The sequence below is a fragment of the Enterobacter sp. SGAir0187 genome (genome assembly GCF_002952735.2).
Taxonomy (GTDB): domain Bacteria; phylum Pseudomonadota; class Gammaproteobacteria; order Enterobacterales; family Enterobacteriaceae; genus Enterobacter; species Enterobacter quasiroggenkampii.
The window spans coordinates 1,776,836-1,796,484 of record NZ_CP025034.2; the positions used below are offsets into that span (position 1 = coordinate 1,776,836).

19 protein-coding genes and 1 riboswitch are annotated in these 19,649 nt (G+C 54.9%); of the genes, 9 read left to right on the forward strand and 10 right to left on the reverse strand.

The annotated features are described in order from the left end of the window. Positions 1-6: 6 nt before the first annotated feature. From ftsL to leuO, 7 genes are all read right to left on the reverse strand, one after another. Positions 7-372 (reverse strand): cell division protein FtsL, encoded by a 366-nt coding sequence (gene ftsL / locus CWR52_RS08545; RefSeq protein WP_008501989.1) that lies wholly within the window; start codon positions 370-372, stop codon positions 7-9. Next, positions 369-1,310, reverse strand: coding sequence for a 16S rRNA (cytosine(1402)-N(4))-methyltransferase RsmH (rsmH, locus tag CWR52_RS08550; RefSeq protein WP_104949399.1), 942 nt, complete (start codon positions 1,308-1,310; stop codon positions 369-371). The genes ftsL and rsmH overlap by 4 nt, the downstream gene beginning before the upstream one ends. Before the next feature lie 2 nt (positions 1,311-1,312). Next, complete coding sequence (gene mraZ / locus CWR52_RS08555) at positions 1,313-1,771, reverse strand: division/cell wall cluster transcriptional repressor MraZ (protein WP_047743407.1); 459 nt, start codon at positions 1,769-1,771, stop codon at positions 1,313-1,315. Positions 1,772-2,371: 600 nt separating this feature from the next. Next, positions 2,372-3,379 carry a catabolite repressor/activator gene (cra, locus tag CWR52_RS08560; RefSeq protein WP_032644059.1) on the reverse strand — a complete coding sequence of 336 codons (1,008 nt, stop codon included), beginning with the start codon at positions 3,377-3,379 and terminating at the stop codon, positions 2,372-2,374. A gap of 179 nt (positions 3,380-3,558) precedes the next feature. Then, entirely contained in the window at positions 3,559-4,050 is a 492-nt protein-coding gene (ilvN, locus tag CWR52_RS08565; RefSeq protein WP_045907792.1) for an acetolactate synthase small subunit, read from the reverse strand. Position 4,051: 1 nt separating this feature from the next. Continuing rightward, on the reverse strand, positions 4,052-5,776 hold the full coding sequence (gene ilvI, locus CWR52_RS08570; protein ID WP_104949400.1) for an acetolactate synthase 3 large subunit: 1,725 nt from the start codon (positions 5,774-5,776) through the stop codon (positions 4,052-4,054). Positions 5,777-6,156: 380 nt separating this feature from the next. Then, complete coding sequence (gene leuO / locus CWR52_RS08575) at positions 6,157-7,101, reverse strand: transcriptional regulator LeuO (RefSeq protein ID WP_104949401.1); 945 nt, start codon at positions 7,099-7,101, stop codon at positions 6,157-6,159. A gap of 604 nt (positions 7,102-7,705) precedes the next feature. Between leuO and leuL the strand changes: the two genes are divergently transcribed. The 5 genes from leuL to leuD all read left to right on the forward strand — a co-directional run bounded on the left by leuL (position 7,706) and on the right by leuD (position 12,565). Then, a complete protein-coding gene (leuL, locus tag CWR52_RS23585) occupies positions 7,706-7,792 on the forward strand; it encodes a leu operon leader peptide (RefSeq protein ID WP_071530973.1) in 87 nt (28 codons plus the stop codon). Between the two features lie 91 nt (positions 7,793-7,883). Then, the gene (gene leuA, locus CWR52_RS08585; RefSeq protein WP_008501997.1) at positions 7,884-9,455 is read left to right on the forward strand and encodes a 2-isopropylmalate synthase; all 1,572 of its coding nucleotides are present in this window, start codon (positions 7,884-7,886) and stop codon (positions 9,453-9,455) included. Next, the gene (gene leuB, locus CWR52_RS08590) at positions 9,455-10,546 is read left to right on the forward strand and encodes a 3-isopropylmalate dehydrogenase (protein ID WP_023310385.1); all 1,092 of its coding nucleotides are present in this window, start codon (positions 9,455-9,457) and stop codon (positions 10,544-10,546) included. The genes leuA and leuB overlap by 1 nt, the downstream gene beginning before the upstream one ends. A 2-nt stretch (positions 10,547-10,548) precedes the next feature. Next, positions 10,549-11,949, forward strand: coding sequence for a 3-isopropylmalate dehydratase large subunit (gene leuC, locus CWR52_RS08595; protein ID WP_008501999.1), 1,401 nt, complete (start codon positions 10,549-10,551; stop codon positions 11,947-11,949). A 10-nt stretch (positions 11,950-11,959) separates the two neighbouring features. Next, entirely contained in the window at positions 11,960-12,565 is a 606-nt protein-coding gene (leuD, locus tag CWR52_RS08600; protein ID WP_023616037.1) for a 3-isopropylmalate dehydratase small subunit, read from the forward strand. Between the two features lie 91 nt (positions 12,566-12,656). Here the strand turns inward: leuD and CWR52_RS08605 are convergent, their stop codons facing one another. The 3 genes from CWR52_RS08605 to sgrT form a co-directional block, all read right to left on the reverse strand. Beyond that, complete coding sequence (locus CWR52_RS08605) at positions 12,657-12,809, reverse strand: Hok/Gef family protein (protein ID WP_045907789.1); 153 nt, start codon at positions 12,807-12,809, stop codon at positions 12,657-12,659. Between the two features lie 217 nt (positions 12,810-13,026). Further along, positions 13,027-14,205: a sugar efflux transporter gene (locus CWR52_RS08610; RefSeq protein WP_104949402.1), complete on the reverse strand. Its 1,179-nt coding sequence runs from the start codon at positions 14,203-14,205 to the stop codon at positions 13,027-13,029. A 120-nt stretch (positions 14,206-14,325) separates the two neighbouring features. After that, entirely contained in the window at positions 14,326-14,478 is a 153-nt protein-coding gene (sgrT, locus tag CWR52_RS08615) for a glucose uptake inhibitor SgrT (RefSeq protein ID WP_104950902.1), read from the reverse strand. Between the two features lie 88 nt (positions 14,479-14,566). On the opposite strand from sgrT, the gene sgrR reads away from it, so the two are divergent. The 4 genes from sgrR to thiQ all read left to right on the forward strand — a co-directional run bounded on the left by sgrR (position 14,567) and on the right by thiQ (position 19,642). Next, the gene (gene sgrR / locus CWR52_RS08620) at positions 14,567-16,222 is read left to right on the forward strand and encodes an HTH-type transcriptional regulator SgrR (protein ID WP_104949403.1); all 1,656 of its coding nucleotides are present in this window, start codon (positions 14,567-14,569) and stop codon (positions 16,220-16,222) included. 36 nt (positions 16,223-16,258) lie between these two features. Beyond that, positions 16,259-16,359: riboswitch (TPP riboswitch) on the forward strand. Between the two features lie 31 nt (positions 16,360-16,390). Next, a complete protein-coding gene (gene thiB, locus CWR52_RS08625) occupies positions 16,391-17,374 on the forward strand; it encodes a thiamine ABC transporter substrate binding subunit (protein ID WP_104949404.1) in 984 nt (327 codons plus the stop codon). Then, positions 17,350-18,960, forward strand: a complete 1,611-nt coding sequence (gene thiP / locus CWR52_RS08630; protein ID WP_104949405.1) for a thiamine/thiamine pyrophosphate ABC transporter permease ThiP — start codon at positions 17,350-17,352, stop codon at positions 18,958-18,960. Before thiB ends, thiP begins: the two co-directional genes overlap by 25 nt. Beyond that, positions 18,944-19,642: a thiamine ABC transporter ATP-binding protein ThiQ gene (gene thiQ, locus CWR52_RS08635; RefSeq protein WP_104949406.1), complete on the forward strand. Its 699-nt coding sequence runs from the start codon at positions 18,944-18,946 to the stop codon at positions 19,640-19,642. Before thiP ends, thiQ begins: the two co-directional genes overlap by 17 nt. The last annotated feature ends 7 nt before the right edge of the window (positions 19,643-19,649 follow it).

Consider the following 19,649-nt stretch of genomic DNA (forward strand, 5'->3'; position numbering starts at 1 on the left):
TTTCCCTTATTTTTGTACTACGATATTTTCCTGTGAAGGATCAACATGCTGCAGCTGCAGCTTTTCCGTTGCGATCCGTTCAACCCGGCTGTGATCGCCGAGCGCGTTTTCTTCAAGGATCAGATTTCGCCATTCAATATCCAGCGCATCGCGTTCCAGTACCATCTGCTCGCGTTGCGCAGTCAATAAACGTGTATGGTGGGCTGTCGTCACCACCGTTACTGCCGTGACAATGATGCAAATGAACAGACAGAGTGGCAGTTTCCCAAACCGCAAAAGATCGTCGCCGATCACGCCAGGCAAGGCATGGCGCTCGTTGCTTCCTAACGAATCCTTAACTTTGCTTAGGGTCTCTGTCACTCTGCCGATCATCCGTTCGTCCTCTCTGCAACACGCAGCACTGAACTACGGGCGCGTGGATTCTCTGCCACTTCTTCTTCGCCCGGCATCAACTTGCCTAATGCTCGCAACTGACGGCCACCCAGCTTCCTGAGTTGTTCTTCCGTCATCGGCAGCCCCGCTGGCACCTGTGGACCGCGACTTTGTTCACGCATAAAGCGTTTCACAATACGGTCTTCCAGCGAATGGAAGCTGATGATGGATAACCGCCCACCCGGGGCAAGCACGTCGAGCGAGCTTTTTAGCGCCAGCTCTATTTCCTCCAGTTCACTGTTTACCCAGATGCGAACCGCCTGGAAGGTACGGGTCGCGGGATGTTTGTGCTTATCCTTCACCGGGGTCGCTGCCGCGATCACCTCGGCCAACTCTTTGGTGCGGGTCATTGGCTCAATGCGGTTGCGCTCAACAATGGCGCGCGCAATACGTTTACCAAAACGCTCTTCGCCAAACGTTTTAATGACCCATGCAATATCGGCTTCGTCAGCGGTCTGTAGCCACTCGGCGGCGGATTGTCCGCGCGTCGGGTCCATCCGCATGTCCAGCGGACCATCACGCATAAAGGAGAAACCGCGTTCAGCGTCGTCAAGTTGGGGTGAAGAGACGCCAAGATCGAGAAGAATCCCGTCGATCTTGCCCGTCAGGCCGCGCTCAGCCACATAGTCCGCGAGCGCAGAGAAAGGTCCATGCACGATGGAAAAGCGTGGGTCATTGATGGTCTGTGCAACGGCAATTGCCTGCGGATCGCGATCGATTGCCAGCAGACGTCCCTCCTCACCCAGTTGGGAGAGGATCAAACGCGAGTGGCCACCGCGACCAAACGTGCCATCAATGTAGATGCCATCCGGACGAATATTCAGGCCGTTAACGGCCTCGTCCAGTAACACCGTTTTATGTTTATAATTTTCCATCATATTTATAGAGACAAGTCCTGCAGTCGTTCCGATAATGTCGCGGAATCAGACTGCTCAGCGTCGATATCTTCCTTGACCTGTTGATACCAGGTCGTTTCATCCCACAGTTCAAACTTGTTGAACTGCCCGACCAGCATCACTTCTTTTGTCAGACCGGCATGCTGCCGCAACACAGGGGCAATCAATAATCGACCTGCGCTATCCATCTGACATTCACTGGCATGTCCCAATAACAGCCGCTGCACGCGGCGTTCCTGCGGGTTCATGCTCGACAGTCGCGACAGCTTTTGCTCAATAATTTCCCATTCAGGTAAGGGGTAAAGCAGCAGGCAGGGGGAGTTAATGTCAATGGTGCAAACCATTTGACCCGCAGCGTTCTCAATCAGCTGGTCGCGATATCGGGTTGGTACCGATAAACGCCCTTTGCTGTCGAGATTGACTAACGTAGCTCCACGGAACATGCCAGTCTCACCCCTCCTCACCACTTTAACCCACAAATTCCCACCTAAAGGAGTTTACGGAGCGAGGGAAAAGCTTGTCAAGCCAGGACTCTCCCTGTAAGGACTCGGAAGCCCTCTATTTACAGAGATAAACAGTCCTGGTTAATAACTGCACAACTGGCGAGGCAAAATTAACGTTATGAATATTTGTAAGAAAAAAACCGAATATGCACACTAGCGTTAAGGCTCACTCAATATCATCGCAGATAAATATAAAGTGTCAGTTTGCGACGCGGGCAGCATTTTATGACAGATTCTCAGGGGATGACAGCGCCAGATTCACTCAGGCGAGCGGTAAGCGCAGTGGTTAGCACGTAAGCTGGCAAAGGAAGAGGAAAAAACGTCTGAATATTCATCGACCGAAGAGGGTTTGTAACAAAATAATACAAAGAGTGCCGTTTAAAATCGCTGAGATGTTGTTTAAAGGGCAATTTAAAAGCCAAAATGAATAATGAAAAATAGGCGATTATGATCTCCCAAGAATTATCCTAATTTCTCTCCGGGAATTATCCGCACGAATTATTGCAGCAAAAAGGGGCAGATTTCGCCGCCCCGGTCATTTCATTTTTGGCGGCTTAAAATTCCGCGATGGTAGAGATTACGTTTGATACGCGTCAGGCCCGGCTTTGGCTTGCGGGGTTCATCCAGACTCGCCAGCACAATCTCCAGCACGCGTTCAGCCACATCGCGGTGGCGCTGTGCAACCGCCAGCACCGGGCACTGAAGGAAGTCGAGCAGCTCGTTATCCCCGAACGTGGCAATCGCCAGGTCGGAGGGCAGTTTACCTTCACGGCGTAAGGTCACATCCATGACGCCCTGCAGGAGCGCAAATGAGGTGGTGAACAGCGCCTGAGGCATCGGGTGCGTTTCAAGCCATTTCTCGAACAGCTGCGCGGCTGCTTCACGCTCGTAGCTGTTGGCGTAGAGGTAGTGCACCTCGCGCGGATCGTCTTTCCAGGCGGTTCTGAACCCCTGCTCACGCAGGAAGCTCACGGAAAGCTCGGGCAGCGCGCCAAGATACAGCACCGTTTCAGCAGGGAAGGTTCTCAGCTCCGCGGCCAGCATTTCGGCATCATCCTGATCCGCCCCCACGACGCTGGTGAAGTGCTCGCGATCGAGCGCGCGATCCAGCGCTACGATTGGGAACGCGTCGTTCGCCCAGCGCTGGTAAAAAGGATGCTCTGGCGGCAAAGAGGTCGACACGATGATGGCATCCACCTGGCGCTGGAGCAGATGCTCAATGCAGCGCATCTCGTTGTCAGGCTGGTCTTCCGAGCAGGCAATCAGCAATTGATAGCCGCGCTGGCGCGCCTGACGTTCAAGATAGTTGGCGATACGGGTATAGCTGGTGTTTTCGAGGTCAGGGATCACCAGACCAATAGAGCGGGTGCGCCCGGCACGCAGGCCGGCAGCGACAGCATTCGGATGGTAGTTATGCTCACGAACCACCGCCATCACTTTTTCAACGGTCTTGTCGCTGACACGGTACTGCTTTGCTTTACCGTTAATCACATAGCTGGCCGTTGTTCGTGACACGCCGGCTAGCCGGGCGATTTCATCCAGTTTCACAATTGCCCCTTAAAAAAAGAAAAGAGTCCATGGCCCTGTCAAGGTTATGGTTAAATCTTTTAACATCTAAACGCAGAAAAGCCTTCGCGGCAACCGCTTTTGTTTGCGTTGTCGGCTGATTACGCAAAAAAAAGCCCGGCTTTGGTGACCGGGCAGAAAGAGGCGAACCTTTTTGACAGCTAACGCATGATTTTCTCGCCGCGTGACAGGCCGACGACACCCGATCTTGCGACCTCAACAATTTTTGCCACATCCCGCACGGACGTCAGGAACGCATCCAGCTTGTCACTCGTCCCGACCAGCTGAACCGTATAAAGAGAAGGCGTGACATCGATAATCTGTCCGCGGAAAATATCCGCATTGCGTTTAACTTCTTCACGCCCGTAGCCGCTGGCCTGGATTTTCACCAGCATGACCTCACGTTCAACGTAGGCCCCCTGCCCCAGCTCGCTCACGCGCAGCACATCAACCAGTTTATGCAGCTGTTTTTCAATTTGTTCAAGCACTTTGGCGTCGCCAACGGTTTGAATCGTCATGCGCGACAGCGTGGGATCCTCCGTCGGCGCGACGGTCAGGCTTTCAATGTTATAACCGCGCTGCGCAAAAAGACCAATGACGCGCGACAGTGCGCCAGACTCGTTTTCCAGTAAAACCGATAATATCCGGCGCATATCAGGTTCTCTCCGTTTTGCTTAACCACATTTCATCCATACCGCCCCCCCGAATATGCATCGGATAAACGTGTTCGGTTCCATCAACAATCACATCCATAAAGACGAGGCGGTTGTTTTTAACGTGCTCAAGCGCTTGTGCGAGCTTCGTTTCCAGCTCGGCCGGATCGGTCACCCGCATCCCAATATGGCCATAAGCTTCAGCAAGACGAACAAAATCCGGCAGCGATTGCATATAGGACTGCGAATGACGGCCAGAATAAATCATATCCTGCCACTGCTTCACCATGCCGAGGTAGCCGTTATTCAGGTTCAGCACAAGAACCGGCAACTCATACTGCAGTGCGGTAGACAGCTCCTGAATGTTCATCTGAATGCTGCCGTCTCCGGTCACGCAGACGACGGTTTCATTCGGCAACGCCAGCTTCACGCCCAGCGCGGCAGGCAGACCGAAGCCCATGGTGCCTAAGCCACCCGAGTTGATCCAGTGACGCGGTTTATCAAACGGGTAATACAGGGCGGCAAACATCTGGTGTTGGCCCACGTCTGAGGTTACATACGCCTCACCCTTCGTCAGTCGCCACACCGCTTCGATGACCGCCTGCGGCTTAATGTTTTCGCTTTGTGTGTCATATTTCAGGCACTGACGCGCTCGCCACTGTTCAATCTGCTGCCACCAGTCGCGGATCTCATCCAGCGGCTGGGTCGCGTTCTCCTGCGTCAGCAGATCCAGCATCTGTTCCAGAACCTGACGAGCATCACCGACGATCGGCACATCAGCCGACACCGTTTTTGAAATGGACGTTGGATCGATATCAATGTGCAGCACGGTGGCATTCGGGCAATACTTCGCCAGGTTGTTGGTGGTGCGATCGTCAAAACGCACGCCGACGGCAAAGATCACATCGGAGTGATGCATCGTCATGTTGGCTTCATAGGTACCGTGCATACCCAGCATGCCCAGCGCCTGGCGGTGTGTGGCGGGAAACGCCCCCAGCCCCATCAGCGACGACGCCACAGGAAGGTTGAGTTTTTCAACCAGCTCGCGAAGCTGGGCTTCACAGGCAGCGTTGATCGCTCCACCCCCGACATAAACGACCGGTTTTTTGGCTGCCAGAAGCGTTTGCAACGCCCGCTTGATCTGTCCTTTATGCCCCTGCGTCGTCGGGTTGTAAGAACGCATGCTCACCGAGTCAGGCCAGACATACGGCAGCTTGTTTGCCGGGTTCAGAATGTCTTTAGGCAGATCGACCACCACCGGTCCCGGGCGTCCGCTTGCTGCCAGCCAGAAGGCTTTTTTCAGTACGCCGGGAATGTCTTCGGTTTGCTTGACCAGAAAGCTGTGCTTCACAACGGGACGGGAAATCCCGACCATGTCACACTCCTGAAAAGCATCGTAGCCAATCAGCGAGGTTGCTACCTGCCCGGAGAGGATCACCAGCGGGATAGAGTCCATATACGCCGTCGCAATACCGGTAATGGCGTTTGTCGCGCCGGGGCCGGACGTGACTAAGACCACGCCCACTTCACCCGTCGCACGCGCCAGACCGTCGGCCATGTGTACAGCCGCCTGCTCGTGACGTACCAGAACATGGTCAATGCCCCCTACCGTATGCAGCGCATCATAAATATCCAGGACCGCGCCGCCAGGGTAGCCGAACACTTGCTTTACGCCCTGATCGATCAGCGACCGCACGACCATTTCCGCGCCAGACAACATCTCCATGCTTTGCCTCCAGGCATTTTGTTATAGACGGACTGCCGAATTCATTTCCGCGCCGTCTTACGATCGGGATGAACCAATCTTATATTTTGCAGAGTGTTCTTTACCTTAACCGCTCGTTATGAGGCAGGCAATTAGCAAACCCGGTGAGATAAACGGTGCGTAAAGCAGAAAAAGCAGCCGTTAACTAAAGATATGGTTAATTCCTCTGGGAATAGAGGACGGTGTGATAAATCATCGCTGAAAAGCGCGGCAATGCAGGAAATCATCTATTTTTACGTACCGAAGAGCGGCACAAAAAAATGCATCACAGAACAAAATAGTGATTATCTAAAAAAATTCAGGATAAATCACACAATCCGATGCGATTTATCCTGATGCGTTTACCGGCGGCAGATACCGACCAGCAACTCTTCCATCCATTGGTGCCCTTTATCCCTTCCGGCCGCTTCATGCCAGGAGAGATAGCAGGTTCGGCTATTTAACTTAAGCGGCAGAGGCAAAATTTGCAGATCTAACGGGTCAGAAAACTCTTCTGCCAGCCAGCGCGGTGCAATCGCCACCAGATGTGTTTGGGAGACAACGTTTAATACGCTGACCATAGCCATCCCCTGATAAGCCACGCTCGCCTGCTTATCCGCAGAGTCATACCATGGCAGGCTGAAGGAAGCATATCTGTCGAGGGCAACAACGGCATGCTGCTCGTTATAGACATCATTTTCGCGTAGCGGATATTTCAGCCGAGGATGATTTTTACTGGCTACCAGAACCATTTCATCTTTAAACAGCGGTACGCAGGAAAATTCAGGACGACGGAACTCTTCATACCCCAGGACGAATTCAATCTCCTGATAGCGTAACTGATGCTCTGTACTTTGGTTCAGGGATGATTTAAAAACCAGATGAATATTTGGCGCGATCTCTTCAACTTTATTATAGATAATTGAGGTTAAATAATTATCTAATGGACTGCAGACACATAGATGAAATGTGCGCTCGCTGCTTAAAGGTTCAAAGCCCGATCCCGGCAGCTCGTTTTGTACCAGCTGCAACGCCTGACGGATTGAGCCGAACAGCTGGAATGCGCGCGCAGTAGGCTGGATCCCTCTTCCGTAACGAACAAACAATTCGTCGTTAAACATGACCTTAAGCCTGGCAACGGCGTTACTCACAGCAGGTTGTGACATCCCCAACGCCTGGGCCGCGCGGGTGATGTTTTGCTCCTGCATGACCGCATCAAATACCGTCAGAAGATTTAGATCCACCGTGCGTAACTGCGGTTTAATCCCGTCAGTAGCTTGAGGTTGTTTAATATTATTTTCTGGCACTTCTGACTCCACTGTCACGCTACACTCCCTTTGCCGCCGTACGGTAATAATCTCGGAAAATATGATTTATCATGCAAATACGATCAGCGAAAGAGAATTATTTAAAATTCGGAATATATAAAGACGCTATATTAACGAAATCTAAAGAGCGCAAATGATATGTTTGACTTTAGGATTTAAATGAAACCATAAACCAAGCAAATACACAATGACCGCCAGATTAATGATGACTTAAGTATTATTAAACTGTTATCGCCACCGCTCATCAGTTAGTTAATAACATGTTACCTCTGTTCATTTTTTAGCGACGCGTAATAGATTCACCGAAATTATAACTTAATGATAGTAAACCCCTTTATGTACAGAATACTCTCTGTAACGCGCGTCACTCATTTTAAACAATTATATTTATTTATTTCTGCAACTGTTTTCTTCAGTCCAAAATTAGACAATTAGTCGGCTCGCAAAAGCCATAACCAGCACAATTAGCTAAAGTAAACTCCTGCCCGTTCCGCCCGTCGGGTCCGTTTTTATCGTCAGGGGTTGACATCAACTGCCGTATCCAGTACCACTAAAGCATATTGAATTTAACGGAGCACGATTCATGATTCGCACCATTCGTTTCACCGGTCTACTACTACTAAACGCATCCACTGTGCGCGGTAGACTGGCGGGCGAAATTCAGCGTTGAATCGTCACCAGTAAGACTAAAAACCCGCGCCACTGCGCGGGTTTTTTTATGCTCGTAGCAAGGCGCCCTAAGACTGACAAGGACCTAACCCATGAGCCAGCAAGTCATTATTTTCGATACTACTTTACGTGACGGTGAACAGGCATTACAGGCAAGCCTGAGTGTAAAAGAGAAACTGCAGATCGCGCTGGCTCTCGAACGTATGGGTGTCGACGTGATGGAGGTGGGTTTCCCGGTCTCGTCTCCGGGTGATTTCGAATCCGTCCAGACCATCGCCCGCACCATTAAAAACAGCCGCGTATGTGGTCTGGCGCGCTGTGTAGAAAAAGATATCGACGTTGCAGCCGAGTCGCTGAAAGTGGCCGAAGCGTTCCGTATCCACACCTTTATTGCCACCTCGCCCATGCACATCGCCACCAAGCTGCGCAGCACGCTGGATGAGGTGATCGAGCGCGCGGTGTACATGGTGAAACGCGCACGTAACTACACCGATGACGTTGAATTCTCCTGTGAAGATGCGGGCCGTACGCCAATCGACGATTTGGCGCGCGTCGTGGAAGCCGCCATTAACGCGGGTGCCAAAACCATCAACATCCCGGACACCGTCGGCTACACCATGCCGTTTGAGTTCGCCAACATCATCACCGGCCTGTATGACCGCGTTCCGAACATTGATAAAGCGATTATCTCCGTCCACACCCACGATGATTTGGGTCTGGCGGTGGGCAATGCTATCGCCGCCGTCCACGCTGGCGCGCGTCAGGTAGAAGGCGCGATGAACGGCATCGGCGAACGCGCGGGCAACTGTTCGCTGGAAGAAGTGATCATGGCGATCAAAGTGCGCAAAGACATCATGGACGTGCACACCCGCATCAATCACAACGAGATCTGGCGCACCAGCCAGACCGTCAGCCAGATTTGCAACATGCCTATTCCGGCCAACAAAGCGATTGTCGGCACTGGCGCCTTCGCGCACTCCTCCGGTATTCATCAGGATGGCGTGCTGAAGAACCGTGAAAACTACGAAATTATGACCCCGGAATCCATTGGCCTGAACCAGGTCCAGTTGAACCTGACCTCCCGTTCCGGTCGCGCGGCAGTGAAGCACCGCATGGAAGAGATGGGCTATAAGGACAGCGATTACAACATGGATCAGCTTTATGACGCGTTCCTGAAGCTGGCCGACAAAAAAGGGCAGGTGTTCGACTATGACCTGGAAGCGCTGGCCTTTATTAACAAACAGCAGGAAGAGCCAGAGCACTTCCGTCTGGATTACTTCAACGTGCAGTCCGGATCCAGCGACATCGCCACCGCCTCGGTCAAGCTGGCCTGCGGAGATGAAATTAAAGCAGAGGCAGCTAACGGTAATGGACCTGTCGATGCGATTTACCAGGCCATCAACCGCGTTACCGAGTACGACGTTGAGCTGGTCAAATATGACCTGACAGCTAAGGGCCACGGCAAAGATGCACTGGGCCAGGTCGACATTGTTGTGACCCACAATGGCCGCCGCTTCCATGGCGTGGGTCTGGCGACCGATATCGTTGAATCCTCCGCGAAAGCGATGGTGCATGTGCTGAATAACATCTGGCGTGCCGCCGAAGTCGAAAAAGAGTTGCAACGCAAAGCTCAGAATAAAGAGAACAACAAGGAAACCGTGTAATGTCGAAGAATTACCATATTGCTGTGTTACCGGGCGACGGTATTGGCCCGGAAGTGATGGCACAGGCGCTGAAAGTACTGGAAGCCGTTCGCGCACGTTTTGCGATGAAAATCACCACCAGCCACTACGATGTGGGCGGTATTGCGATTGATAACCACGGTACGCCACTGCCAAAAGCGACCGTGGAAGGCTGTGAAAATGCCGATGCCGTGCTGTTTGGTTCCGTCGGTGGTCCAAAATGGGAACATCTGCCGCCAGCAGAGCAGCCAGAGCGCGGCGCGCTGCTGCCGCTGCGTAAACATTTCAAACTGTTCAGTAACCTGCGTCCGGCGAAGCTGTACCAGGGTCTGGAAGAGTTTTGCCCGCTGCGCGCCGATATCGCCGCCAACGGTTTCGACATTCTGTGCGTACGTGAACTGACCGGCGGGATCTATTTCGGTCAGCCAAAAGGGCGCGAAGGCAGCGGTCAGCATGAAAAAGCGTTCGATACCGAGGTGTATCACCGCTTCGAAATTGAACGTATCGCCCATATCGCGTTTGAGTCGGCGCGCAAACGCCGCCATAAGGTGACCTCTATTGATAAAGCGAACGTGCTGCAGTCTTCCATTCTGTGGCGTGAGATCGTCAGTGAAGTCGCTAAACAGTACCCGGACGTTGCGCTGTCGCACATGTACATCGACAACGCGACCATGCAGCTGATTAAGGATCCGTCCCAGTTTGACGTGCTGCTGTGCTCCAACCTGTTCGGCGATATTCTCTCTGACGAGTGCGCGATGATCACCGGCTCGATGGGCATGCTGCCATCCGCCAGCCTGAATGAAGAAGGCTTCGGCCTGTACGAGCCTGCGGGCGGCTCCGCACCGGATATCGCCGGCAAAAACATTGCCAACCCGATTGCGCAGATCCTCTCTTTGGCCCTGCTGCTGCGCTACAGCCTGGATGCAGGCGATGCAGCAACCGCAATAGAAAACGCCATTAACCGGGCGTTAGAAGAAGGCGTCCGTACCGGTGATTTAGCACGCGGCACGGCGGCAGTCAGTACCGATGAAATGGGCGACATCATTGCCCGCTATGTCGCTGAAGGGGTGTAATCATGGCTAAGACGTTATATGAAAAGTTGTTTGATGCGCACGTTGTCTACGAAGCACCAAACGAAACCCCACTGCTGTATATCGACAGACATCTGGTACACGAGGTGACCTCTCCTCAGGCATTTGACGGCCTGCGCGCGCACAAGCGTCCGGTTCGCCAGCCGGGTAAAACCTTCGCGACGATGGATCACAACGTTTCCACCCAGACTAAAGACATTAACGCCTCGGGTGAGATGGCGCGTATCCAGATGCAGGAGCTGATTAAGAACTGCAATGAATTTGGCGTTGAGCTGTACGACCTGAACCATCCGTATCAGGGCATCGTCCACGTGATGGGCCCTGAGCAGGGGATTACCCTGCCGGGCATGACCATCGTCTGCGGTGACTCCCATACCGCAACCCACGGCGCGTTTGGCGCCCTGGCGTTCGGGATTGGCACTTCCGAGGTGGAACATGTGCTGGCAACGCAGACCCTGAAGCAGGGCCGCGCCAAAACGATGAAGATTGAAGTGAAGGGCAAAGCGGCGCCTGGCATTACCGCGAAAGATATCGTGCTGGCGATTATCGGTAAAACCGGCAGCGCAGGCGGTACAGGCCACGTCGTTGAGTTCTGCGGCGACGCTATTCAGGCGCTGAGCATGGAGGGTCGCATGACCCTGTGCAACATGGCCATTGAGATGGGTGCCAAAGCCGGGCTGGTCGCGCCAGATGAAACGACCTTTAACTATGTGAAGGGCCGTCTGCACGCGCCGAAAGGGCAGGATTTTGACGACGCGGTAGCCTACTGGAAAACCCTGAAAACCGACGACGGGGCAACGTTTGATACCGTTGTCACGCTGCAGGCAGAAGAGATTGCCCCTCAGGTGACCTGGGGGACCAACCCGGGTCAGGTGATTTCCGTCAACGACGCCATTCCCGATCCGGCTTCCTTCGCCGATCCGGTCGAGCGCGCCAGTGCGGAAAAAGCGCTGGCCTATATGGGGCTGAAGCCCGGCGTGCCGTTGACCGACGTGACCATTGATAAAGTGTTTATCGGCTCCTGCACCAACTCTCGTATCGAAGATTTGCGTGCGGCGGCAGAGATTGCCAAAGGCCGTAAAGTCGCGCCGGGCGTGCAGGCGCTGGTGGTTCCAGGCTCCGGTCCGGTGAAAGCCCAGGCGGAAGCCGAAGGTCTGGATAAGATCTTTATCGAAGCAGGCTTCGAGTGGCGCCTGCCAGGCTGTTCCATGTGTCTGGCCATGAACAACGATCGCCTGAATCCGGGTGAGCGCTGTGCCTCCACCAGCAACCGTAACTTTGAAGGCCGTCAGGGCCGCGGTGGGCGCACCCATCTGGTCAGCCCGGCAATGGCCGCCGCTGCGGCAGTCACCGGCCATTTCGCCGACATTCGCAGCCTGAAATAAGGAGACAATCATGGCAGAGAAATTTACCCAACATACGGGCCGGGTTGTCCCGCTGGACGCCGCGAACGTCGATACTGACGCCATTATTCCTAAGCAGTTTTTGCAGAAGGTGACGCGTACCGGCTTTGGCGCGCACCTGTTCAACGACTGGCGTTTCCTGGACGACAAAGGCGAAGTGCCTAATCCGGAATTCGTTCTGAACTTCCCGGAATACAAAGGTGCCTCCATTTTGCTGGCGCGGGAAAACTTTGGCTGCGGCTCGTCGCGTGAGCATGCGCCATGGGCGCTCACCGACTACGGCTTTAAGGTGGTCATTGCCCCAAGCTTTGCGGATATCTTCTACGGCAACAGCTTCAACAACCAGCTGCTGCCGGTGACGCTGAGCGATGAGCAGGTCGATGAATTGTTTGCGCTGGTTAAGGCCAATCCGGGCATGTCGTTTGAAGTGGATCTGGAAGCGGAAGTGGTGAAAGCCGGGGATAAGACCTACAGCTTTAGCATTGATGCATTCCGCCGTCACTGCATGCTGAACGGTCTGGACAGCATTGGTTTGACGCTACAGCACGAAGACGCCATCTCAGCGTACGAGAAAAAACAGCCTGCGTTTATGGGCTAAAGGCAATGGCCCGCGAAATGCGGGCCATTGATAAGGGTGCGTTGAGGCTCAACCACTCTGGAGAGGCGGGGAAACTTCCCCGCCCATACCGCTAACGTTTTGCTTCGTAAGCCAACACTGCCGCCATCTCTGTTTTCTCCTGTCTGAAATGCAATTCACACAACGAATCACGGACCATCCAGGTGAAGATCAATAACGTCGTACAGATCAGAAACAAACCTAACAGCAGAGTACGTTTTGGCATTCCAGCCTCCTTATTGCTTTTCGGCAATGAAGAGACTAACCTCGCAATGATCGTTGTGAAGTTTGTCTCCCCATCAGTTTTTTTGATGTGGGACTCTCCACTGTTTGCCTCTTGCGAAAGCCTGAGGCAAACAGCCTCAAGCACCCGCCACGCACTCTATTCCCCTTCGTGATCTCTGTCAGAATGTCGTTCCATTTTGTGAAGCCGTCTTCCAGAATCAGACGTCTTTTACCCGGCAGGTCAGGAGGAGCGTCACGACGGATATCGCCGCAATCATCCAGTAAACCGACGTATGACCATAGCTTTGCGCCAGCGCGCCCTGGATCACACCGGCCAGAATCACCCCGGTTGAAATACTGTTCGTAAAGAGCGTCGTGGCCGATCCCGCGCGTCCGGGCATCAGATCCTGAAACCAGAGCATGCCGATTCCGGCGACGATCCCAATGAACACAGCATTAAACAGCTGCAGCGCCAGCAGCGCTTCGCGCGAGTGGAATAAGATCAGCCCAAGATAAAACAACACCCCGGCTGCAACCGCAACCACCATCATTTTGCGTTTACCGAAACGCTTTACGTAATATCCCGCCAGAATCATTGCCGGAATTTCCAGCCCGGCAGCGGTCCCCATTAAGATCCCCGCAAGCTTGTCCGGTAAGCCCAGATCGCTGCTGATCCACAGCGGCATGTCGATGATGTACATGGTGTTGCAGGTCCACATCAGCGTGGAGGCAATAAACAGCATACGGACGTTTTTGTCCTGCCAGCCGCTCACCTGGGTGAGCGGTTTATCCGTTGTCTGTTCGACGCGCGCCACGGACGGCAGCGCAAAGGCTATCAGCGCCAGGCTGATGACAAAAATCCCGGCCGCGATGGTGAACATGGTGGTAAAGCCGTAGTTCAACGCCAGCATAAAGGCCAGCGGCGGACCAATGACCCACGCCAGCGAGAGCTGGGCACGCATCACCGAGCTGAACATCACCACTTCCCTTGCCGAGCTATCCGCATATTCCCGCGCCAGGGCGAACAGTTGCGGCATGGCGGTGTTCGCCAGTGATGCCAGCAGCACGCCGCAGGTAATGAGCGTCAGATAATGACGGTTGAAAGCAAAGAGCAGCGCGTTGCCCACCGCCATGGCGCAGCAAAAGAGGATCAGCCTGCGCCTGTCACCCTGACTGTCGGATCGTTTTGCCAGCCACAGGCTGACCAGGATCCCGGCAATCGCGTTGACGGTATAAAACAGCCCCACCCAAAACGGCTGCGCCCCCACCTCGCGGCTGAGAAACAGGCTCAGCGTCGGCGCCTGCAGCGCCCCCGCCACACCCATCATAAAGGCCACCAGCATAAAAGCGGCATACACGCCGTTCAGGCGTCGCCCCATCGTCATCAACCACAGCATGAGCAAGTCCTTGTGAAAGCGAATCGAAATTGGGTGAAAGAATAAACGAAAAAAGCCAGCAAAAACATTTTGCTGGCGGGTGATAAGCACCAATACTCAGTCACACATGATCGAGGCGAGTCAGCAAGAAGAGGCCGGTTTCGTAACATCCCACTGCATCAGTTCTTCTAACATTTTCAGCCGTTGCTCTGCACACTGGCGGGCCAGCCAGGACGATCCTTTTGTCGCTGAAAAGTACTGCTGATAAAACTGACGTGCGGTAGACCTCTTCATCATTTACCTCCTCGCTTCATCGGGAAGCATTATTGGCCTAATATAGGGATTAATAAATTGCTGGTTTTTTGTCAGGAGTTCCCCTTTTATGCCTTCCGGTCGTCTGCAGCAACAATTTATCCGCCTCTGGCAGTGCTGCGAGGGGCAATCGCAGGAAACGACGCTCAACGAGCTGGCTGACCTGCTTAGCTGTTCCCGCCGTCATATGCGCACGTTGCTCAACACCATGCAGCAGCAGGGGTGGTTAAGCTGGGAAGCGGAAGCGGGACGCGGGAAACGCTCGCGGCTGACCTTTCTCTACACCGGGCTGGCATTGCAGCAGCAGCGAGCAGAAGACCTGCTCGAGCAGGACCGCATCGATCAGCTGGTCCAGCTGGTGGGCGACAAAGCCGCCGTGCGCCAGATGCTGGTCTCCCATCTCGGACGCAGTTTTCGTCAGGGCCGACACATTCTGCGGGTACTCTACTATCGGCCAATGAAAAATCTGTTGCCCGGCACGGCGTTACGCCGCTCAGAAACCCATATGGCCCGACAAATCTTCAGCGGCCTGACGCGGATAAATGAGGAAAACGGGGAACTGGAGGCGGATATCGCGCACCACTGGCAGCAGGTTTCCCCGCTTCACTGGCGCTTTTTCTTACGCCCCGGCATCCACTTTCACCACGGTCGCGAACTGGAGATGCACGACGTCATCGCCTCTCTGGAACGCGCCCGCAGGCTGCCGCTCTACTCGCATATTTCGCGCATCCACTCCCCCACGGCCTGGACGCTGGATATTGAGCTGTCGCAGCAGGACAAGTGGCTTCCCTGGCTGCTGGGCTATGTACCGTCGATGATTTTGCCCGGCGAGTGGGAATCGATGAACAATTTTGCCAGCCAGCCAATTGGCACCGGCCCCTACGCCGTGTCCCGCAATAACAGCAACCAGCTGAAAATCCGCGCGTTCGATGACTACTTTGGCTATCGGGCGCTGATCGACGAAGTCAACGTGTGGGTATTGCCGGATCTCAATGAAGACCTGAGCTGCGGGCTGACGCTTGAAGGCCCCACCACGGGAGAAAAAGCCGTGGAGAGCCGCCTGGAGGAGGGATGCTACTATCTCCTCTTTGACCGCCGCACCCACCGCGGGGCAAACCAGGATGTCCGCAAGTGGATCAGCCACGTGTTGTCCCCTTCCAATCTGATCTACCATGCGGAAGCGCAGTACCAGACATACTGGTTCCCGGCGTACGGCCTGCTTCCGCGCTGGCACCACGCCCGACCGTCACACTGCGACAAACCCGCAGGGCTGGAGTCCATCACCCTGACCTACTACCGCGAGCATGTTGAGCATCGTTTTATCGCGAGGATAATGACCCGCCTGCTGGCAGCCGAGGGGGTCAGGCTGGACATCAGGGAAGTGGACTATGACGAATGGCATCAGGGGGAGATCGCCAGCGATATCTGGCTCAACAGCGCTAATTTTACCCTGCCGCTCGATTTTTCCCTTTTCTCGCATTTGTTTGAAGTCCCGTTGATCCAGCACTGCATCGACCGGGACTGGCAGCAGGATGCCGCCCTGTGGCGTGCAGGCGAAATGAATCTTGCCGTGTGGTGCCAGCAACTGCTGGCCGAACAGGCCATCGTCCCGTTGATCCACCACTGGCTGATGATTCAGGGCCAGCGCAGCATGCGCGGCCTGCGGATGAACACCCTGGGCTGGTTTGATTTCAAATCCGCCTGGTTTGCGCCCCCGGAGCCATAACGCTTTCGTAATATTCACCAAATCATTACAATAGCGCCGTTCTCAACGGGGTGCTGCATCACAGATGTGCGCTGAGATAATACCCGTCGAACCTGATCCGGATAACGCCGGCGAAGGGATTTGAGGCTGTCGCTCAAAATCCTTTGCCACTCAACCCTGAGGTGCAAAGTGTTAAAAAAAGTTCTCCCCCTGCTGGCGCTTTTCGCGCTGCCCGCTTTAGCCAAACCCGTCCTGACGGTCTACACCTACGACTCCTTCTCTGCCGACTGGGGCCCTGGCCCGGTTGTCAAAAAAGCCTTTGAAGCTGACTGCAACTGCGAGCTGAAGTTCGTGGCGCTGGAAGATGGCGTTTCACTGCTCAACCGTCTGCGCATGGAAGGGAAAAACAGCAAGGCTGACGTAGTGCTCGGTCTGGATAACAACCTGCTGGACGCCGCCTCGCAGACCAAACTGTTTGCCAAAAGCGGCGTCGCAGCAGAGGCCGTTAACGTGCCTGGCGGCTGGAAGAACGACACCTTTGTGCCGTTCGACTACGGCTACTTTGCTTTTGTTTACGACAAAAACAAGCTGAAAAACCCGCCGAAGAGCCTGAAAGAGCTGGTGGAAAGCGACCAGAAGTGGCGCGTGATTTATGAAGATCCGCGGACCAGCACGCCGGGCCTGGGTCTGCTGCTGTGGATGCAGAAAGTCTACGGCGATAAGGCGCCGGAAGCGTGGCAGAAGCTGGCCGCCAAAACCGTGACCGTGACCAAAGGCTGGAGCGAAGCCTATGGCCTGTTCCTCAAAGGCGAAAGCGACCTGGTGCTGAGCTACACCACCTCCCCGGCCTACCACATTATCGCCGAGAAGAAAGATAACTATGCTGCCGCAGATTTTGCGGAAGGGCACTATCTGCAGGTGGAAGTGGCCGCGCGTACCGCTGCCAGCAAGCAGCCTGAGCTGGCCGAGAAGTTCCTGAAGTTTATGGTTTCGCCGGCATTCCAGAATGCCATTCCCGCAGGCAACTGGATGTATCCGGTCACCAGCGTTGCACTGCCTGCAGGTTTTGAACAGTTGACCAAACCGAAAACCTCGCTGGAGTTTACACCGCAGCAGGTCGCCGCGCAGCGTGCCGCATGGGTAAGTGAATGGCAACGCGCCGTCAGCCGTTAATTCCCGGCTGGTTGCTTCCCGGGCTGCTCGCCGCCGTCGTAATGGTGGCTGTCAGTCTGGGGGCTTTTCTTGCGCTGTGGTTTAACGCGCCAGAGAGCGACCTGCTCGCTCTCTGGCACGACAGCTACCTCTGGCACGTCATTCGGTTCTCCTTCTGGCAGGCGTTTCTTTCTGCCCTGATGTCGGTGCTCCCGGCTATTTTTCTTGCACGCGCGCTGTATCGGCGGCGTTTCCCTGGCAGGCAGGCTCTGCTGCGCCTGTGCGCCATGACGCTGATCCTGCCCGTGCTGGTGGCGGTATTTGGTATTCTGAGTGTTTACGGTCGCCAGGGGTGGCTGGCTTCGCTGTTCGGCCAGCTTGGTCTGGAATGGTCATTCTCGCCTTACGGACTGCAGGGCATCCTGCTGGCACACGTTTTTTTCAATATGCCGATGGCAACGCGCCTCTTTTTGCAGGCGCTGGAGAACATTCCCGGCGAACAGCGGCAGATTGCCGCCCAGCTCGGCATGCGCGGCTGGTCGTTCTTCCGCTTTGTCGAATGGCCGTGGCTGCGCCGCCAGCTCCCGCCCGTAGCGGCATTAATCTTCATGCTCTGCTTCGCCAGCTTTGCCACCGTGCTGTCACTTGGCGGCGGGCCGCAGGCCACCACCATTGAGCTGGCGATTTACCAGGCGCTGAGTTACGACTACGATCCCGGTCGCGCCGCACTGCTGGCGATAGTCCAGATGGCGTGCTGCCTTGCACTGGTACTGTTGAGCCAGCGGCTGAGTAAAGCCATTCCCGCTGGCAGTCATCAAATAACCGGCTGGCGCGATCCGCAGGACAGCCTGCACAGCCGCGTCAGCGATGTTATCCTGATCGGGCTGGCGCTCCTGCTGCTGTTGCCGCCGCTGCTGGCCGTTATCGTTGACGGACTGAACCTCAATCTCATGTCTGTCCTGCAACAGCCCGTCCTCTGGCAGGCCACCTGGACCTCGCTGCGTATCGCTCTGGCTGCCGGATTACTGTGCGTCATCCTGACCATGATGCTGTTGTGGAGCAGCCGTGAGCTTTACGCCCGCCAGGCGCAAAAAGCCGGACAAATGCTGGAGCTGACGGGCATGCTGATTCTTGCTATGCCGGGGATTGTACTGGCAACGGGCTTCTTTTTACTGTTCAACAGCACCCTCGGCCTGCCCGAAAGGGCCGACGGCATTGTGATCTTTACCAACGCCTTAATGGCTATTCCTTACGCGCTCAAGGTGCTGGAAAACCCGATGCGCGACGTCAACAGCCGCTACAGTTTGCTGTGCCAGTCGCTGGGCATGCAGGGCTGGCAGCGACTGAAGGTGGTTGAACTGCGCGCGCTAAAGCGTCCGCTGGCACAGGCGCTGGCGTTTGCCTGCGTGCTCTCTATTGGAGACTTTGGGGTCGTGGCGCTGTTCGGCAATGACGATTTCCGCACGCTGCCATACTGGCTCTATCAGCAAATCGGCTCTTACCGCAGTCAGGACGGCGCGGTGACCGCACTGTTACTGCTGCTGCTGTGCTTTGCCTTATTTACCGTTATCGAAAAACTTCCGGGGCGTGATGTTAAAACTGACTGATGTAACCTGGCTTTATCAGCATCTGCCGATGCGCTTCACGCTCTCCGTGCGCCAGGGAGAGATGATCGCCGTGCTTGGCCCAAGCGGTGCCGGGAAAAGCACCTTGCTCAATTTGATCGCCGGTTTTCTGCAACCTGCCAGCGGGTCGATAGCCATCGATAATCGTGATTTCACCAGCGCCCCTCCGGCTAAACGTCCTGTCTCAATGCTGTTTCAGGAAAACAACCTGTTTACCCACCTGACGGTGCGGCAAAACATCGCGCTGGGAATGCACCCGGGACTCAGGCTGAACGATGATCAGCGCCATAAGCTGGAGGTCATTGCCGCGCAGATGGGGATCACCGAATTCATCGACAGGCTGCCGGGCGAGCTCTCCGGCGGGCAGCGTCAGCGCGTGGCGCTGGCACGTTGTCTGGTGCGCGAGCAGCCGATACTGCTGCTGGATGAGCCGTTCTCGGCGCTCGATCCCGCGCTGCGTCAGGAGATGCTGGCCCTGGTGCAGGACGTCTGTCAGCACCAGCAGCTGACGATGCTGATGGTTTCGCACAGTATTGAGGATGCCGCACGGATTGCCCCGCGATCGGTGGTGATCGCGAAGGGACGCATTTTGTGGGATGGAGCAACAGAAGCATTAATGAGCGGAAAAGAAAGCGCTTCTGGATTATTGGGTATAAAACCGTAGGCCGGGC

Coding starts and splice junctions, on each gene's coding strand:
- CWR52_RS08605 (WP_045907789.1), bottom strand. CDS start 12,809: ATGCCAAAACGTACTCTGCTGTTAGGTTTGTTTCTGATCTGTACGACG.
- thiQ (WP_104949406.1), top strand. CDS start 18,944: ATGTTAAAACTGACTGATGTAACCTGGCTTTATCAGCATCTGCCGATG.
- leuB (WP_023310385.1), top strand. CDS start 9,455: ATGTCGAAGAATTACCATATTGCTGTGTTACCGGGCGACGGTATTGGC.
- leuA (WP_008501997.1), top strand. CDS start 7,884: ATGAGCCAGCAAGTCATTATTTTCGATACTACTTTACGTGACGGTGAA.
- sgrR (WP_104949403.1), top strand. CDS start 14,567: ATGCCTTCCGGTCGTCTGCAGCAACAATTTATCCGCCTCTGGCAGTGC.
- ilvN (WP_045907792.1), bottom strand. CDS start 4,050: ATGCGCCGGATATTATCGGTTTTACTGGAAAACGAGTCTGGCGCACTG.
- sgrT (WP_104950902.1), bottom strand. CDS start 14,478: ATGAAGAGGTCTACCGCACGTCAGTTTTATCAGCAGTACTTTTCAGCG.
- leuL (WP_071530973.1), top strand. CDS start 7,706: ATGATTCGCACCATTCGTTTCACCGGTCTACTACTACTAAACGCATCC.
- ftsL (WP_008501989.1), bottom strand. CDS start 372: ATGATCGGCAGAGTGACAGAGACCCTAAGCAAAGTTAAGGATTCGTTA.
- leuD (WP_023616037.1), top strand. CDS start 11,960: ATGGCAGAGAAATTTACCCAACATACGGGCCGGGTTGTCCCGCTGGAC.
- rsmH (WP_104949399.1), bottom strand. CDS start 1,310: ATGATGGAAAATTATAAACATAAAACGGTGTTACTGGACGAGGCCGTT.
- CWR52_RS08610 (WP_104949402.1), bottom strand. CDS start 14,205: ATGCTGTGGTTGATGACGATGGGGCGACGCCTGAACGGCGTGTATGCC.
- ilvI (WP_104949400.1), bottom strand. CDS start 5,776: ATGGAGATGTTGTCTGGCGCGGAAATGGTCGTGCGGTCGCTGATCGAT.
- mraZ (WP_047743407.1), bottom strand. CDS start 1,771: ATGTTCCGTGGAGCTACGTTAGTCAATCTCGACAGCAAAGGGCGTTTA.
- thiP (WP_104949405.1), top strand. CDS start 17,350: ATGGCAACGCGCCGTCAGCCGTTAATTCCCGGCTGGTTGCTTCCCGGG.
- leuC (WP_008501999.1), top strand. CDS start 10,549: ATGGCTAAGACGTTATATGAAAAGTTGTTTGATGCGCACGTTGTCTAC.